Source organism: Marinobacter sp. NSM (assembly GCF_052380025.1).
Taxonomy (GTDB): domain Bacteria; phylum Pseudomonadota; class Gammaproteobacteria; order Pseudomonadales; family Oleiphilaceae; genus Marinobacter.
The window spans coordinates 141428-158136 of sequence record NZ_JBQTCK010000007.1 but is presented as its reverse complement, the minus strand read 5'-3'; the positions used below and the strand labels follow the sequence as shown (position 1 = coordinate 158136).

Here is a 16709-nt window from a genome sequence, read left to right as displayed (position 1 = left end):
CGCGGGTTTTTTTGTTAACGAGTTGCAAAATCTCCGTGAAATCAGTCGGTGAAACGTAGAGTTACGTTCACTTTCTAAACTATCATGTAAGCTTGTGTTAAAAGTGCTGATAATTTAAACACCTTGTGCACGCCGGCCGGCAGCAGAGCTGTGGTCACGACCTGGGAATCCATGATCCTGAATCTTGTTACGACGCTACAAAAACTGATCCGCCGCAAGCCTTCGGGACAGCTTGTCTGTCTTGAGGTGCGCCCGGATGGCATTGCCTGGGCCAGAGCCGCTGCTACGCCCGGGCAGTCGCTGGGCTTTGTTGAGTGTGTTCCTTCACAACGGCAGGAAACACTCAGCAAGCTGGTGGACGACCAGGGCTGGGCTGGTGTTCCTGCGGTTCTGGTTCTGCCCATTGATCAATATCAGGTGTTTCAGGTTGAGCGTCCGGAGGGTGTTGAGGACAGTGAGCTGGCCGATGCGCTCAAATGGAAGCTCAAGGACTTTCTCGATTTCAGCCCGGCCGACGCCGTGTCGGATGTGTTTGCATTTCCGGAAGACGCGTCCCGTGGGCGTGGCCCGTTGGTGAACGTTGTTGCAGCCCGGAAATCACTGGTTCGCGAGCTGATTGGTCTGGTAGCGGATGCAGGCCTTGAGCTGGATCGAATCGATATTGCCGAGCTGGCCATGCGGAATCTGGCGGCCCGGCTGGATCAATCGAATAGAGGTGTGGCGCTGGTTCATCTTCGTGATCGCTATGGCCAGATGGTCATATGCCAGGGCGATACCCTGTATCTCTCCCGCCGTCTTGAGCTTTCTTATGATGATCTGCGGGACGCCTCCAGTCAGGAGAATGCTGTGCAATCCCTGGCGCTGGAGATGCAGCGTTCCATGGACTATTTCGAGAGCCAGCTCGGCCAGGTGCCACCGTCAACCATCCAACTGGTGGCCCAGGATTCGGTATTGCCGTTGAACTCCATGCTCTCATCGTACATGGCGGCCGGTATTGAGGTGCCTGAGTGGAGCCAGTTTGGCTTGTCTGACGCGCTTGATAGCCGATGCCTGCCCGCCTGGAGTGCGGCGCTTGGCCAAGGGGATCAGGCATGATCAGGCAACAGGTGAACCTGTATACCCAGGAACTTCGCCCAACAAGTCAGCGGCTGCATGCCGGTACGGCCGGAGCCTTGGTTGGGATCGTATTGGTGATACTCGTGGCCGTCATGGCTTTTGGCCGCTGGCACAATCAGACACTGGAGCAACAGATAGAGCGGCTGGAACAGCAGAACCGGAATCTGGAAACGGCGGTTGCCACCATGGCCAACCAGGTGCAGGCGAGGCAACCAGACCCTGAGCTCGAAGCCTCGCTGGCGCGGATTACTGAGACAATTGCTCGCAGGCAGCGTCTGCTCGAACGGGTGGAAGGCCTGGCAACCCACAACCACGGTGGTTTTTCCGGGCGGCTTTCGGCCCTGGCGCGCCAGGTTCCAGAGGACCTCTGGCTGACAGCCGTGCGCTTGCAATCGCTTCCCTCGGCCATGCGTCTCGAGGGCAGAACCCGGGCGGCAGAACTGGTGCCCAGCTACCTTGCGCGCCTGGGTGACGAGCCGGCGTTTGTTGGTGAAACCTTTGGCGATTTCCGGTTGCAGCGGCCAGACGACGAAGCCAATCATCAGTGGGTGGAATTTCGTGTTGCAACACAACCGGGGGAGGCGTCGGGGCGATGAGTAGATTGACAGACTCCCTGGCCACCACTGCGCAATGGTACAACGACCGCCCGGTCCGTGAGCGGGTCTTGATTGTCGTGACTGCCTGTGTGCTCACGCTTGTCCTGGCCTGGGAGTTGTTGATGACCCCAGTGGAAACCCGGCAGCAGCAACTCAACAACCGTGTGCAGGCACTAACGGCTACGCAGAACAGTTTGCTTAGCCAGCAGGAAACCCTCAACAGCCAGTTGGCCGGTGACCCTTCGGAGGCGTTGCGCCAGCGACTGGCTTCTCGACAAAGCCGCCTGGAGCGGCTGGATCAGGAAATTACCGAGACTACCGGGCAGCTGATCGCACCGAGGGACATGGTCACGCTGTTGCGGGACATGCTCTCAGCTCAACAGGGCTTGCAGTTGGAATCCATGACATTGCGCACGCCAACACCGGTTTATGACGGTGCCCAGCCGGAGGCGGGTAATCTACAAGCCGCGGAACCCCTGCTCTATGCCCACGATGTGGAGCTGACCGTCCGAGGTGGTTATCTGGATGTGCTGGCGTACCTGCAGCGGCTGGAAGCCATGGATGAGCGCCTGGGGTGGATGCAGTTGGACTATCAGACCGGTGCCTGGCCCAAAGGTGAGGCCACCATTCGGGTGCGCACCCTGAGCCTTGATGCCGCCTGGCTGGGAGTTTGAAATGACACATCCGTTGTTCCGATATCTGATGATCATGCTGGCGGCGCTGAGTTCGTCTCAGGCCTATGCCTTACAGGATCCGACCCGGCCTCCCGGCGCTGAATCACAACCGGCCGTGGTGTCGCCCGCCCGGAACATTCAGCTGGGTTCAATCCTGCTGGGCAAGGAACGGCGGATTGCGGTGATTGACGGTGTGGCCCTGCAAGAAGGCGACAGCCACGACAACATACGCGTGCGCCGTATCTTTAAAGACCGGGTGGAAGTGACCGATCGAGGCCTGCCCAGAACCCTGTATCCGGAACCGCTCCCGCAGGTGCGGAGAACGCCATGACAGACAGTCGGACCATGATGACAACACTCAGACCTCTCGCAGCCGCCATGCTCTCATTGGCATTGGTTGCCTGTGCCAACAACCCTTTGATGCGCACTTCTGCAGCAACCTCAACAGACGTTGCCGATAAGATTGACCAGGCGCTGGCTGAGGCAGAGCCGCAAACCCCTGGCTCGGGCGCCGCCTCCGGTGAATCTGATCAGGCCTCGGCTGCGGATATCAGCAGTCAGCTGTTGCCACCACTGTCCAGCGCCCGGGAGCAGGACGAACGCTTTGATGTGAATGCCCGGGGTATCCCGGCTGCCAGCTTCTTCGAAGCGCTGGTGGAGGGCACCCGATACAACGTAGTGGTCCATCCGGGTGTTACGACCCCAATTGATTTGCGCCTGAGCGATGTCACTGTGCCGGAGGTAATGGACATAGCCGCGGACTTGTACGGCCTGGATATCCAGCGTAATGGCCGCCTGTTCCGGGTGGCGGAAGACCGAATGCAGGCGAGGCTGTTTCCTATCGATTACCTGCACTTCAAGCGCCGTGGCGGTTCTGAAACCCGTGTGAGCTCCGGACAGGTCAGTAGCGCCCGTGCCAACGGCAATTCGGGTACCGGTACCGAAACCCGAAACCTGGTAGGTACCACTATCTCAACCGACACCGAATCCGATTTCTGGCAGGACATTCGCCAGACGGTGGCTATGATTGTTGGTAATGATGGCCAGGTGGTGGTCAACCCCGGTGCTGGCTTGGTGATGGTTCGGGCGGGTTCTGAAGATTTGCGAATGGTGGAGGATTACCTGCGCCGGACTGAACTGATCATGCAGCGCCAGGTTGTTCTGGAAGCGAAGATTCTGGAAGTCACCCTGAATGAGGGCTACCAGCAGGGTATCAACTGGGCAGATCTGCAAACCAACTCCGCGGGCGCTAACGTGCTGGCCCAAGAGCTGACAGGTCAAGCCATTCGGGCCGGTGATATTGGCGGGCTGTTCTCTGCCACCATTACCGAAGGAAACTTTGCGGCGGTGATTCAGTTATTGGGACAGCAGGGCAACGTGCAGATTCTGTCGAGCCCGCGCATCTCCACCATCAACAACCAGAAAGCCGTTATCAAGGTGGGTACTGACGAGTTCTTCGTAACCGATATTGATTTCGACGATAACAACTCGGCCGTGACGGCCACCGACAGAACCTCGACCTCGGTGGAGCTGACACCTTTCTTCTCCGGTATTTCCCTGGATGTTACCCCGCAGATTTCCGACAGCGGCGCGATAACACTGCACGTACACCCGTCAGTGAGTGAAGTGAACGATCAGGAAAAGGTCATCACCATTGGCGAGCGGGATGTCACCCTGCCGTTGGCTCGCAGCACGGTGCGTGAAACCGACAGCGTGATTCGGGCAGAGAGTGGTCAGATTGTGGTGATTGGTGGTTTGATTCAGGACACCAGTGAAGACACTACTTCTGCCGTACCCTTCTTCAGCGATATTCCGCTGGTGGGGGAATTGTTCAAGCAGCGCCGCTTCGAATCCCGCAAGAGCGAACTTGTCATCCTGATACGGCCCATGGTGGCCAATGCTGGCCAAATGCAGGCGGATGTGCAGGCCAGCCGGGAGCGGATGAACGTGCTCAGAGATCTGCTGAACTCGGCAGAGTCGGTTAAACCCCAGGCGGAGACGGCCCCCCGCTGATGTACGAAAGCCATTTTGGACTGCAGGAAGCACCGTTCGCATTGACGCCAAAAACCCGATATTTCCTCCGGGCGCCCAGTCATGCCGATGCGTTGGAGCTGTTATTGGTGGCGTTGCAGCAACGGGAAGGCTTTATCAAGGTGACTGGCGAGGTGGGCACCGGAAAGACCCTGCTCTGCCGCTTGCTGCTCAACGAACTGGATAAGACCGCCTGCACGGCTTACATACCCAATCCGAACCTGCCGCCGGAGACCCTCTATGAGGCGGTTGCCGAGGAACTGGGTGTCGACGTGGCCGGGTGTAGTAACGGCCACCAGATTCTCAAGGCGCTGAACCAGCGATTGATTGCCCTGGCCATGGAACAAAGCCCGGCGGTACTGGTGATTGATGAAGCCCAGGCCATGCCCGAAGAAACCATTGAGGCTCTGCGGTTGCTGACCAACCTGGAAACCGAAAGCACCCGGTTGTTGCAGATTGTGCTGTTTGGCCAGCCGGAACTGGACACCCTGCTGGCGCGGGACAGCCTGCGCCAGTTGCGCCAGAGAATCACCTTCCAGACCCGGTTGCAGCCACTGGGCCAGGATTCCGTAGCCCAGTATCTTCGGCACCGCCTGGCCCAGGCCGGCTACAACGGAGCAGACATTTTTGCCCCGGCTGCGCTGAAAGTCATCTGGGGCTCCTCCGGTGGTATTCCCCGGCTGGTCAATGTCCTGGCCCATAAGTCCATGCTGGCGGCCTGGGGCCGGGGAGAGCGGCAGGTGACCAGGAAGCACGCCTTACAAGCGGTGAAAGACACAGAGAGTGCTCGCCCCGTTTCCTGGATCCGGAGGTGGGTATGAGCTTGTTGAACGATGCCCTGCGAGCGGCTGAGGAGCGCCAGAATCATACTCGACTGGCTGGTGCCTACACTGGCCAGCCGATGGCTCAGGATACAGGGCGGTCCAGGGCGCCGGTCGTGCTTTTGTTAATTCTGGTATTGGCGCTGATCAGTGGCGCGGGCGCCTGGTGGTTGCTGTCTAGTGATTCTGAAGAGCAGGTGGTTGTCGCCGAAATCGCCAGCGTTGAACCGATGCCTGAAATACAAGAGATCACGGAGACACCCGCTCAGCCACAGGTCATTGTTGAACCGTTGCCTGCTGAGCCTGCAACCAGAACCGAACCATCAACGCCTGATGATGCTCCCACTGCTGAGGCGGCGATGGTAACCGAGACTGCGCCCGAGCAATTGAAACCTGCCGATATGGAGCCCGCGGCGGCCCAGAATGAGCCCGACGTTATCCAGCTGGCGCAAACGCAGCCACAACCCGCTGCGCCTGAGGCGAACACCGAGAGCCGGGCCCCGGAAACATCGGTAAAACAGCAACGGGAAACACCGGAAGCGGTGGACCTGCGTACTAGCCGTGAGCTGGAAAGATTGCTGGCGTCAGGCCGTAATGGTGAGGCTGAGCGTGTGCTGGCGGCACTGACCACCCGACAATCGGCTCCCCAAAGTCGGGAAGTCTTTGCCCGGGAGATGCTGGTTCTGGATAGGCCCGGGCGAGCCCTGGAGTGGCTGCCGGATTCCGTGACCAACGAGTATGCCGGCTTGAGATTGCTGAAAGCCCGCGCCCAGTTGGCGCAGGGCGATCTTAACCTGGCATTGGCTACGTTGCAGGCCCGGGTGCCCCCGGTGGCTGAACAGGTGGAATATCGCATTACCCTGGCAACCCTGTTACAGCAGGCCGGTGAGGCAGACGAATCCGCTGGCCACTGGTCTGAATTGATCGCCCACGATGACAGCCAGGGCGCCTGGTGGCTGGGCCTGGCCATTGCTTTGGAAACCGGTGGGCGCAACCGAAGTGCGCTGCAGGCCTACGCTCAGGCCGCGGTCATGCCCGGATTATCCGCCTCGCTGGCGGACTACGCACGGCAACGCATCTCAGTACTGCAGGCGGAATCATGACCACGGAACCGAAAAAGAAAATCCGCATAGGCGACCTGCTGGTTCAGAATGACGTCATCACTGAACAACAACTGATGACCGCCCTGCGTGAGCAGAAAAGCACCGGCCGCAAACTCGGGCGTACCCTGATTGACCTGGGGTACGTGGACGAGGACAACCTGCTCAACATCCTGTCCCGCCAGTTAGACGTGCCCTTTGTTCAGCTGCGCCACTACCAGTTCAACAACGAGCTCGTAAAGAGACTGCCGGAAGCCATGGCCCGCCGGTTCCGGGCCATTGTGCTGGCGGATCAGGGCGGTGAGTTGCTGGTGGGCATGGCGGACCCGCTGGATATCTTCGCCTACGACGAACTGGTGCGGGTGCTCAAGCAGCCCATCAAACAGGCGGTGGTGCGGGAAAGCGAGCTGCTGAATACACTCGACCTGGTCTATCGCCGCACCGATGAAATCGCCTCCCTGGCGGAAGAACTCGAAGACGAACTGGGCGACGATGCCTTCGATCTTGCCGATTTGTCAGCCGAGTCAGAAAGCGCCGACGCCCCGGTGGTCAAACTTCTGCAGACCCTGTTTGAGGATGCGGTGCAAGCCAGAAGCTCCGATATCCATATCGAGCCGGATGAAACCGTAGTGCGCATTCGCCAACGGGTGGATGGCGTACTGCAAGAACAGGTGATGAAAGAAAAGCGCGTAAACGCCGCCTTGGTGTTGCGCCTGAAGCTGATGGCGGGGCTCAACATCTCCGAGAAGCGCCTGCCCCAGGATGGCCGCTTCAATGTGCGGGTGAAAGGCCGCAGCATTGACGTGCGGGTATCCACCATGCCGGTTCAGTACGGCGAATCGGTGGTCATGCGTTTGCTGGATCAGAGCCAGGGCACCTTGGACCTGGAAAGCACTGGCATGCCGCCGCACCTGCTGGAACGTTTCCGCAAGCTGATCAAGAAGCCTCACGGCATGATTCTGGTGACCGGCCCCACCGGTAGTGGTAAAACCACAACCCTCTACGGTGCCCTGACCGAACTGAACAAGGCGGAAGTGAAGATCATTACCGCCGAAGACCCGGTGGAATACCGGCTGCCGCGCATCACCCAGGTGCAGGTAAACCCGAAAATCGGGCTGGAGTTTGCCACGGTGTTGCGCTCCGCCCTGCGGCAAGACCCGGATATCATCCTGGTGGGTGAGATGCGGGACCACGAAACCGTGGAAATCGGCCTGCGCGCCGCCATGACCGGGCACCTGGTACTGTCCACCCTGCACACCAACGATTCCATCAGCAGTGCCATGCGTCTGATCGACATGGGCGCTGAGCCGTTCCTGGTGGCCAGCTCCCTGCTGGGCGTGGTGGCCCAGCGCCTGGTGCGCCGGGTGTGCGATAACTGCAAGGAAACCTACCAGCCCACCGAGCAGGAACTGGTATGGCTGCAGTCCTTCGACCTGGACCCGCTGGATATCGAAGCCGGATTCGTTCACGGCCGTGGCTGCTACCAGTGCAGCAACACCGGTTACAAGGGGCGGGTCGGCGTGTACGAAATGCTGGAAATGAACGAAGACATGCTGGATGCCCTGCGTAGAAAGGACGTGTCTGATTTTACACGGGCTGCCCGCAGGAGCCCGTTGTTCCGACCGCTGGGCCAGTGCGCCATGGATTATGCCCTGCAGGGTGTGACCTCTTTACAAGAGGTTGCACGGGTGGCGGCAACCACTGAAGGAGCATTGCTGGAAGGTGACGACCTGGCAGCCGACGGCGCCATAGGGGTGGACGACTGATGCAGTTCAGCTACCGGGGTAAAGACAACCGAGGAGTTGTCCAGCAAGGTTCACTGACCGCCGCCAATGTGGACGCGGCCGCCAGTGAACTGATGCGCCGCGGTATTACCCCTCTGGCCATTCAGGAACAGGTGCAAACCCAATCCGGCATGGACCGGGTAAACAACCTGGCCATCTTCCGGAAAAAAGTGACGCTGGATGAACTGATTGTGTTCTGCCGGCAAATGCACGCACTCACCAAAGCGGGCATCCCGCTGATCCGTACCATGCGTGGGTTGGCGGAAACCTCCCGTTCACCGGCGCTGGCGGAGGTACTGGAAGACATCACCAATCGCCTGGAAGGTGGTAACACCATGGCCACGGCCATGCAGGCGCACCCGAAGGTGTTTTCCGATCTGTTCATTGCCATGATCCACGTGGGTGAGAACACAGGCATGCTGGACGACGCGTTCAAGCGCCTGTCGGAAATCCTGGAACTGGAACGGGACACCAAACGCCGGTTAAAACAGGCCCTTCGTTACCCCACTTTTGTGGTGGTGGCTCTGCTGGCGGCCCTGATGGTGGTGAACTTTCTCGTCATTCCCCGGTTTGCATCGGTGTTCAGCCGCATGGGGGCCGACTTGCCCTTCCTTACTCAGGTCCTGGTGGGCACCTCCAACTTCCTGCTGAATTACTGGTACATCATGTTGTTTGGTGCGACGGCCGGCGGGCTGGTTGTGCGCCAATGGAGGCAGACAGAGCAGGGTCGGGAACTGTGGGATCGCTACAAGCTGAAGCTTCCTATCATTGGCCCCCTGCTGGAACTGATTACCCTGAGCCGGTTCGCCCGCAACTTTGCCACCATGCTCAAGGCCGGCATGCCGGTAACCCATGCACTGACGGTAGTGTCTGACGCCACCGACAACGCCTGGATTGCCCACCACATCAAGGATATGCGCCTGGGCATCGAGCGCGGCGAAAGCCTGCTGCGCACCGCCCGCGCCAGCGAAATGTTCACCCCGCTGATTTTGCAGATGATCGCCGTGGGCGAGGAAACCGGCTCGGTGGATGACATGCTCAACAACGTGGCGGATTTCTACGACGAAGACGTGGACTACGGCCTTAAACGGCTGGCGGAATCCATAGAGCCGATCCTGATTGTGGCCATGGGCATCCTGGTACTGATATTGGCGCTGGGCGTGTTCCTGCCCATATGGGACCTGGGAGCCGCCGCCATGGGGCGCGGCTAGTGGGCCAACCGGCCTGGTCTTCCGCCAGTGGGCTGGCCAACGCCCGGCGCATGCGGCTGTTTGTTGCCCTGCTGGTGCTGTTCATTCTTTGGTGGGTGTTACTGGGCAAACTGGAAGGCGAACTGCAGCGGGCGGAACAACAGAGCGTGAACATGGTGTTGAGCCAATTACGGGCGGCACTGGTGGTGAAAGGGGCCGAAACCATGCTGAGCCGGCAGGGCAGTCTGGAAGAACTGGAAGGGCGTAACCCCTTCGACTGGCTGGATCACCAATGGCCCATGTACGCGGGCGAATGTAGCGATGGGGAGCCGAAGCAAGGTGACTGGTGCTTTCGTCCCGGGCAACAAAAAGAAACAGGCGAAGATGGCAAGGGTTGGTTAATTTATAACCCAAAGCAGCCGATAACCATTGAAGGGCAGCTCGCAGAACCCGGTCACCCCTTCGCCTGGGCACTGACAACCGAATTTGCAAACCGCAGCCGGAACAACCTACGGGTGCAAGCACAGCGGCCAACCGGCCTGAAACTGGTACCGGTGCCGTTTACAGAAACCACAGTGAGCGGGCAGGACGCCAGCCGCTGACGGGATAACACGACAGATCACAGGCAAGAGGCGACGAATGATGCACTACAACAGCAAGCAAAAACAAAAGGGTTTTACCCTGATCGAGCTGGTGGTGGTGATTGCCATCCTGGCGATACTGGCGGCGTTTGCGCTGCCGAGGTTTGCGCAGCTTTCGGAGCAGGCGCATCAGGCGAGTATAAAGGGTACCGCTGGTGCGTTGAGCGCGGGTGTGGCTTTGGCTAAGGCTCAGTGGGTGGCGAATGGCCAGACTGGAGCCGTGAGTGCTGTTGATGGTTTTGGCGACGGCGATGTGGCAGTTAATGAAGATGGTTGGGCCACCTCAACTGACGGAACAACCACCGCACCAAACCAGGCGCGCTGCGTGCAGATCTGGCGAGGCCTGATGCAGTCCAACGCTCCCACCATCGACCAGCAATCAGCGGCTAATGCCAACGCGGAGTACTGGGCCGCTGTGACCAACACAACCGCATGCGAATACGAGTACCAGCTTGATGGCCAGAACAGCACCATCACCTACGACACCACTGACGGCTCCATAGTGACCGTCATCAACTAATATCGAAAAACGATTTTAAGTAGACCCCAGAAGAGGTAATGACAATGATGAACGCAATTCAGACAAGAAAGCAGAAAGGTTTCACCCTGATCGAACTGGTTATGGTGATTGTGATTTTGGGTATTCTGGCGGCGTTTGCTTTGCCGCGGTTTGCGGATTTGGGCGGGGAAGCCGAGCTTGCAACCGTTCAAGGCGCGCTTGGTAGTGCAAAGTCAGCGTCAGCTATTGTTCGTTCTAAAGCGCTCGCAGCAGGAGAATCTGACACAACGGGTTCGGCAGTATTCTCACTCGAGGGTACTGATATCGATTTGCTGAATGGTTTCCTCGCCTCTACGTCACTTCAAGATGCAGCACAATTGTCGGATTTCACGGTTGAAGAAGATGGTACAGATGCCTATGTGACGGTTTCGAATCCTTCCGATAACAGTCCATGTTTCACATACACGGGCTCAACCGGAGCGAATGTTGCGCCGGCCTTTTCGCCCGTAACGGAGACTTGGAACGCCACAAATGACACATGTGACTAACGCTGTGAATTTCTGAAGGTTACAACAACGTTGATTGGAAGAAGTGCGGGCTTCACTTTGGTCGAACTCATTATGGTTATCGTCCTCATTGGGGCACTAACCGTTTTGGGAGTTGGCCTGTTTGCCAGAAACACCGCTTTCTCTCCGTTGTTGGCCACCCAACAACTAGCCTCCGCCACGCTGCTTGCCCAACAAGCAGCGCTGGCGGGCAATCCCTCCAATTCCGTGACCATCCGCCAAACCTCGAATGCTTTTGAGTTCGAGGCGGCGGATTCCCTGTTTTCCATCCGCCGTGAGGGCGCCAGTGTGGCGTATCAGGTAGCCGGTCAATCCGGGCTCACACCGATTCCTGGCGGCGGGTTTACCATCAACTTCGACCGAATGGGGCGCCTGGCGGCACCGTTCAGTGGTCAAAGTCTCCAATTCCAGATCTCAGGCGACAGTGACTTTATCCTGTGCCTGAGCTCCCTTGGCGCCGTGTATCAGGGGCCTTGTTCATGAGGTTTTTCCGGCGACCCGGTGTTCGCCAGCAGGGCGCGACCCTGGTGGAGCTGGTAATGACCATTGTCATTATCAGCATTGCCATCGCCGGCGTCGTTGGTGCCTTTGCCTTGATTACCGGCCGAAGCGCTGATCCCTTGAATCAGACCCGTGCGGTGGCATTGTCGCAACTCTACATGGACGAAATCCTCTCCAAATCCTTTGCCCATGATTCGCCAGTGGGCGGCGGAGCGGTGGATGCCGGCGACGCGGATTGCAACAACCTTGGGCCGGATGGCGAAACACGGCGCACGTTCAATGATGTGGACGATTATCACACCCTGAATAACGCGCCGCCCGAGAACAGCGAGGAAGAAACGCTTCCGGGCTACAACAATTTTCAGGTGTCTATTTCGGTGGCGTGTGCAGGCACCGAAGTGGGCCTGGGCAATCATGAAGCCAAACGCATCGATATTACCGTTACCGATTCTTCCGGGAACACCTATCTTTTCAGCGCCTACCGGGGGAATTTCTGATGCGCCGGCAACAGGGATTCACCCTGGTCGAGCTGGTGATGGTCATCGTGCTGTTGGGCATTGTGGCCACCATCTCGGTACAGTTTGTCTCCCTGTCCACACGTGGAGCCCTTGATGTCAGTGAACGGCAACAACGTGCGCTGAAAGGCGTGGTGATCAGTGAGCAAATCACCCGGGAGGTGCGCGAAGCGTTTCCCCTGTCCGTTCGCGAGAACGGCGAATGTCTGGAATGGCTGCCGGTGATTGCCGGCACCGGCTATGAATCCCTGACAACAGGCCCAGGCTTTGATGGAGTGAGCATAGTACCCTTCGGCCGAGCAGTCCCCGCCGGTGCCCGGCTGGTGGTATACGGCTATGGCTCGGCCCAGTCCGATCTGTACGGCACCTCCGATCCAGGGCCGGTTTCACCGGCCATTAATGCGGTCGCGGATAGTGATACAACCATTGAACTGTCCGCCAGTCATCGTTTTCGCGAGCGCTCACCGGAAAAACGCGTTTACGCCATCACTGGTCCGGTCAGTGTTTGTCAGGTTGGGCAATGGCTTTATCGATTCAGCGGGTACCCTCCAGGTTCCACTCAGCCTTCTGCTGCTGCCCTGAACGGAGCCGGTGGAACTCGGGAGGTTATGAGTGCCAACCTGGTCGGCGGTTCGTTCAATCTGAAAGTAACGCCACCCTCGTTGCGACGGGCGGCGGTGGTGAATTTTGAATTTGAGTTGGCAAACCTGAACGGTGACGAGACCACTCGAATAAGCCAGGAGGTGCAAATTCGCAATGTACCCTGAACTGTCTTTTAAACAACAAACCGGCGCTGGTTTGCCGGTAGCCATTTTCGTGATCACTGTGTTGGCCCTGCTGGTAACAGGCATGGCCCAGCTTCAGGAGAGCTCGGCCAACAGTGTTAGTCTTCAGATTCAATCACAGCGGGCTTTTCTGGCCGCGGAAAGTGGTGCGCAGCTTGGCGTTGGCAGGGCGCTCCAACCGATTAGTGGCCCCCAGTGTTTCTCTGGTACTTTCTCCTTCACAGTAGGCGGATTGAAAGAGTGCAGCGCGATAGTGAGTTGCTTTACGAACGCGCCTGGTCAGGGGGTTGTCATTCGCAGCGAAGGCCGGTGCGGTATTTCGACACCCAGTGAAGGGAAAAGAGCGGTTGAGGTCAGGCTACTTTGAGCTTCCGATCACGTAAGAAAGAGAGTTCAGTGATGCGCGGAATGATGCTGTTGTTGAGTCTTGCTCTTTTTGCAGCTCACGGGTTGGCTCAGGAAGTGGTAGAGATCAATCAGCCAGGCCCAGACCAGTTTACGGTTCCAGATAATGTCAGGAATATCACTGTTGAGGTCTGGGGTGGCGGCGGCGGGGGCGGTTCTGTGTCACGTGGTTTCTTGGGAGGTGCAGTTGAAGCGGGTGGCGGTGGCGGTGGGGCTTACGCCTCCCGGTCATTCCAGGTGACGGCTGGCCAGACTTTTAATCTCAGTATTGGTGCCGGCGGTGGGAGCAATAATGCTGGTGCCAGCACTTGGTTTGATAGTCCGTCAGTATTGATCGCTCAGGGTGGTGCCGGAGTGAGCCAAAATAACTCCACGGGGGGAGCTGGTGGAAGCGCAGCTAGCAGTGTTGGTGATGTGACATTCAGTGGTGGGCGTGGCGCGAATGCTTCCGCAAGTGGAGGTGGTGGCGGAGGTTCTGCAGGCTCTGGATCTCCGGGGAATAACGGCTCGGGAAGCAGCGGCGGAACTGCCGTTACCGGAGGCGGTGCTGGTGGAAATGGTGGTTCAAACTCTTCAGGCGCACAGGGAGCTTCGCCCGGCGGAGGGGGCGGTGGCGCTGACTGTGGTTTCGTTTCTTTTTGTTTCAATGCGAGTGGCGGCTCTGGCGCGCCAGGTAAGATTCGTATCAGTTATGTTGTGGAGGAGCCAGACCAGTGTTTTGCCGATGACTTCAACGGTTCGGCGCTAAATCTCGGCGACTGGGTAACGTCAGTATCCTCGGGAAATTTCACTCCGAGTGTCGTAGGCGGTCGGCTTCGCATGACGGAGGCTGTTGGCAATCAGTCAACGGCAGCCACGCTGCAGAGAGAAATTCCCGGAGCTGAAAATCTTGTGGTTCTGGAGTTTGATTATTATGCGTATGGGGGCAACGGCGCTGATGGCATTGCAGTGGTGCTCTCAGATGCCGCCATTACACCACAACCTGGCAGTTTTGGTGGGTCGCTCGGTTATGCCCAGCGAAATAATGGAGATGCCGGGTTTGCCGGTGGTTGGCTGGGGATTGGCATCGATGAATTTGGAAACTTTTCTGCTGAAGCTGACGGTCGGCAGGGAGGAGTTGGTCAGATCACCGATTCGGTCTCAATCCGAGGGTCTGGCTCGGGTGCAGATGGATATCGATATTTGGCAGGTACGGGAACACTCAGCCCGGGTATAGATTCGACCGGGCCGAATAATCCGCACCGGTATCGAATAACGGTGGATTCCAGGCTGCCTGGCCAGGCCATTGTGGCTGTTGAGCGAAATACCGGCAGTGGGTTTGAAGAATTAATTGCGCCGTTCGATGTTCTGAGTGCAGCCGGACAAGCGGCGGTGCCTGAAAACTTCCTGTTATCGCTTACGGGGTCCACGGGTGACTCGAGCAATATCCACGAGCTGGATGAGTTGCAGTTGTGCGCACTGAAGCTCAATCCTGTCGGGGTACAAGTTGATCACTTCGAAATTGATCATGACGGTGTGGCATTAACCTGCCAGCCTGAAGCGGTCACGATTCGTGCTTGTGCTGACGCTGACTGCAACCAGCTGTTCTCCGATCCGGTCACTGCAACGCTGGCCCCGGAGGATGGTTGGGTTGGTGGTAACGTCGTCAGCATTACTGGTGGTGCAGGAACGGTGGCACTGCAGAACACAGTCGCCGGTGCGATCACTCTGAACGTCATCGGTTCCCAGCCCTCCACTCGGCCGCAGTCACAAACGCTTTGTCGAATCGGGAACGGTCCGCTGGCGCCAGACAACTGTACCCTGAACTTTGTTGATTCAGGATTGGCCTTCGAAGTACCGGATCTTGTGTCCCATCGAGCCTCTGGTCCGGTTCAGCTGCGTGCGGTACGCCGGGATGATCAAACTCAGGCTTGTGTCCCGGCATTCGAAGACGTCAACAGAACAGTCCAGTTTTGGTCAACCTACATATCGCCTGACGACATGGATAGGCCTGTCAGCAGAATGGTAGAGATTAATGGGGTAGCCGTTGGGAACACCTCTTCGTCACCGACCAGCATGGAGCTGAGGTTTGGCGCGGGGGGCATAGCCGAAGTGGATATCATTTACCCGGATGCGGGTCAGATGCAGCTCAACGCCCTGTACCAAGGCAGCGAGGCAACCGAGGATGCCGGCCTGCTGATGCCAGGTGCGGACAGCTTTGTGAGCGTACCCGCCGGCTTTTGCGTTTCTGCGGCATCGTCTTGTTCCCAGGGTGATGAGACCTGCCCGTTGTTCCGTAGGGCAGGGGAATCCTTTGACCTGACCATTACCGCAGCAGGTTGGCAGAGTGACACAGATGTGGATTTCTGTGTTGGTAATCCGATCACGCCAAACTTCGAGCGGCCTGGCATTCCTTTACAAGTGGAGTTGGTGGCCCCTGCCGGTGGCGAGACCGGTGTGGTTTCTCCTGGCAGTTACGATCATGCTCGAGCCGTTGATGCGCAAACCACGGTATCTGTAGATCAGTCCGAAGTGGGTGTATTCCGCTTTCTCACAAGCCCCGCGCCAGGCGCTTACCTGGGGCGGGATCTGCCACAGGGTCGGAGTGCTCCGGTTGGGCGCTTCTATCCTGATCGCTTCCGGGTTACGGTGGACCCTGGCGCCTTTGCAGCGGAGTGCGGGGCAGGGCAGTTCACTTACACGGGACAACCGTTCGGTTGGCTGATGGCGCCCACCGCGCTGCTCGAGCCATTGTCTGTGCAGGGTGGGCGAACCCGAAACTACACATCCGACGGCTTCAGGCGACTATCGGTGGCCGGCGTCTCAACACTTGTTCCCATCAATGACCTTGCTGCAACCGATGCCAATGGCGACCCAATGACGTTTTCTGTCACTCAGGAGGCGGCCGTACTCAGCGTACAGGAACCCGGACTGATGTTGTTCTCGTTCAACCCGAACGATCAGTTCGAGTATCCGAAGAACCCGGCCACGCGTATAGAGCCATTCTTGCCGCAGTTAGAATTTACAGTCACATCGGTTCAGGATACCGACGGTGTTCAGGCGGAGGCCGCCCCCTATGACTTCGAGCCGGAGGCCTCTTTTGAGATCCGCTACGGCCGGTTGATCATGGAGAACGTTTATGGCCCGGAAACGGTGGAGGCCTTGTTTATGCCGTTCAGGGTGGAGTCTTTTGAGGGCGGGCGGTTTGTTACCCATGATGCGGACAGTTGCACCACATGGACAACGACCGATATTGATTCGGCCGAAACTCACCATGCGCTGCTGGCGGATTCCGGGGTTTTCGACCAGGGCACAGCCGGGCCATTGCGCTTGGAACCTCTTGGTACCCAGGGCACCGATCTGGTGACCTGGGATGTACCGGAGTGGCTGGAAGATGATTGGAACAACGATGGGGTATTGGCAGACCCCTCCGCCACCGCCACCTTCGGCGTCTACCGAGGCAACGACCGTATCATCTACTGGCGCGAAGTGACAGCTAACTGATA

The 16709-nt window shown here is 58.2% G+C and carries 17 protein-coding genes and 1 pseudogene; all 18 read left to right on the top strand.

The annotated features are described in order from the left end of the window. Positions 1-171: 171 nt before the first annotated feature. The 18 genes and pseudogenes from ACTZWX_RS15245 (at position 172) to ACTZWX_RS15160 (ending at position 16707) form a co-directional block, all read left to right on the top strand. Entirely contained in the window at positions 172-1095 is a 924-nt protein-coding gene (locus ACTZWX_RS15245) for a biogenesis protein MshI (RefSeq protein ID WP_444714671.1), read from the top strand. Beyond that, on the top strand, positions 1092-1712 hold the full coding sequence (locus tag ACTZWX_RS15240; RefSeq protein ID WP_444714670.1) for a PilN domain-containing protein: 621 nt from the start codon (positions 1092-1094) through the stop codon (positions 1710-1712). Before ACTZWX_RS15245 ends, ACTZWX_RS15240 begins: the two co-directional genes overlap by 4 nt. After that, entirely contained in the window at positions 1709-2386 is a 678-nt protein-coding gene (gene gspM, locus ACTZWX_RS15235; RefSeq protein ID WP_444714669.1) for a type II secretion system protein GspM, read from the top strand. The genes ACTZWX_RS15240 and gspM overlap by 4 nt, the downstream gene beginning before the upstream one ends. Before the next feature lies 1 nt (position 2387). Then, positions 2388-2717: a hypothetical protein gene (locus tag ACTZWX_RS15230; RefSeq protein WP_444714668.1), complete on the top strand. Its 330-nt coding sequence runs from the start codon at positions 2388-2390 to the stop codon at positions 2715-2717. Further along, positions 2714-4399, top strand: a complete 1686-nt coding sequence (gene mshL / locus ACTZWX_RS15225) for a pilus (MSHA type) biogenesis protein MshL (protein WP_444714667.1) — start codon at positions 2714-2716, stop codon at positions 4397-4399. Before ACTZWX_RS15230 ends, mshL begins: the two co-directional genes overlap by 4 nt. Next, positions 4399-5238, top strand: coding sequence for an ExeA family protein (locus ACTZWX_RS15220; RefSeq protein WP_444714666.1), 840 nt, complete (start codon positions 4399-4401; stop codon positions 5236-5238). The genes mshL and ACTZWX_RS15220 overlap by 1 nt, the downstream gene beginning before the upstream one ends. After that, positions 5235-6341, top strand: coding sequence for a tetratricopeptide repeat protein (locus ACTZWX_RS15215; protein WP_444714665.1), 1107 nt, complete (start codon positions 5235-5237; stop codon positions 6339-6341). The genes ACTZWX_RS15220 and ACTZWX_RS15215 overlap by 4 nt, the downstream gene beginning before the upstream one ends. After that, positions 6338-8104 carry a GspE/PulE family protein gene (locus tag ACTZWX_RS15210; protein ID WP_444714664.1) on the top strand — a complete coding sequence of 589 codons (1767 nt, stop codon included), beginning with the start codon at positions 6338-6340 and terminating at the stop codon, positions 8102-8104. The genes ACTZWX_RS15215 and ACTZWX_RS15210 overlap by 4 nt, the downstream gene beginning before the upstream one ends. Continuing rightward, positions 8104-9333, top strand: coding sequence for a type II secretion system F family protein (locus tag ACTZWX_RS15205; RefSeq protein ID WP_444714663.1), 1230 nt, complete (start codon positions 8104-8106; stop codon positions 9331-9333). The genes ACTZWX_RS15210 and ACTZWX_RS15205 overlap by 1 nt, the downstream gene beginning before the upstream one ends. Continuing rightward, on the top strand, positions 9333-9914 hold the full coding sequence (locus tag ACTZWX_RS15200; RefSeq protein ID WP_444714662.1) for a hypothetical protein: 582 nt from the start codon (positions 9333-9335) through the stop codon (positions 9912-9914). Before ACTZWX_RS15205 ends, ACTZWX_RS15200 begins: the two co-directional genes overlap by 1 nt. 37 nt (positions 9915-9951) lie before the next feature. Further along, positions 9952-10473 carry a prepilin-type N-terminal cleavage/methylation domain-containing protein gene (locus ACTZWX_RS15195; protein ID WP_444714661.1) on the top strand — a complete coding sequence of 174 codons (522 nt, stop codon included), beginning with the start codon at positions 9952-9954 and terminating at the stop codon, positions 10471-10473. 38 nt (positions 10474-10511) lie between these two features. Next, entirely contained in the window at positions 10512-11000 is a 489-nt protein-coding gene (locus tag ACTZWX_RS15190; protein WP_444714660.1) for a type II secretion system protein, read from the top strand. Positions 11001-11072: 72 nt separating this feature from the next. Next, positions 11073-11501: a type II secretion system protein gene (locus tag ACTZWX_RS15185; RefSeq protein ID WP_444714659.1), complete on the top strand. Its 429-nt coding sequence runs from the start codon at positions 11073-11075 to the stop codon at positions 11499-11501. Next, positions 11498-12016 carry a type IV pilus modification PilV family protein gene (locus tag ACTZWX_RS15180; protein WP_444714658.1) on the top strand — a complete coding sequence of 173 codons (519 nt, stop codon included), beginning with the start codon at positions 11498-11500 and terminating at the stop codon, positions 12014-12016. The genes ACTZWX_RS15185 and ACTZWX_RS15180 overlap by 4 nt, the downstream gene beginning before the upstream one ends. Further along, positions 12016-12801, top strand: coding sequence for a type II secretion system protein (locus ACTZWX_RS15175; protein WP_444714657.1), 786 nt, complete (start codon positions 12016-12018; stop codon positions 12799-12801). Before ACTZWX_RS15180 ends, ACTZWX_RS15175 begins: the two co-directional genes overlap by 1 nt. Continuing rightward, positions 12791-13186 (top strand): hypothetical protein, encoded by a 396-nt coding sequence (locus ACTZWX_RS15170; RefSeq protein ID WP_444714656.1) that lies wholly within the window; start codon positions 12791-12793, stop codon positions 13184-13186. Before ACTZWX_RS15175 ends, ACTZWX_RS15170 begins: the two co-directional genes overlap by 11 nt. Positions 13187-13218: 32 nt before the next feature. Next, positions 13219-13857: pseudogene (locus ACTZWX_RS15165) on the top strand (glycine-rich domain-containing protein); the annotation flags it as partial. A gap of 186 nt (positions 13858-14043) precedes the next feature. Further along, a complete protein-coding gene (locus ACTZWX_RS15160; RefSeq protein ID WP_444714686.1) occupies positions 14044-16707 on the top strand; it encodes a DUF6701 domain-containing protein in 2664 nt (887 codons plus the stop codon). Positions 16708-16709 lie beyond the last annotated feature (2 nt).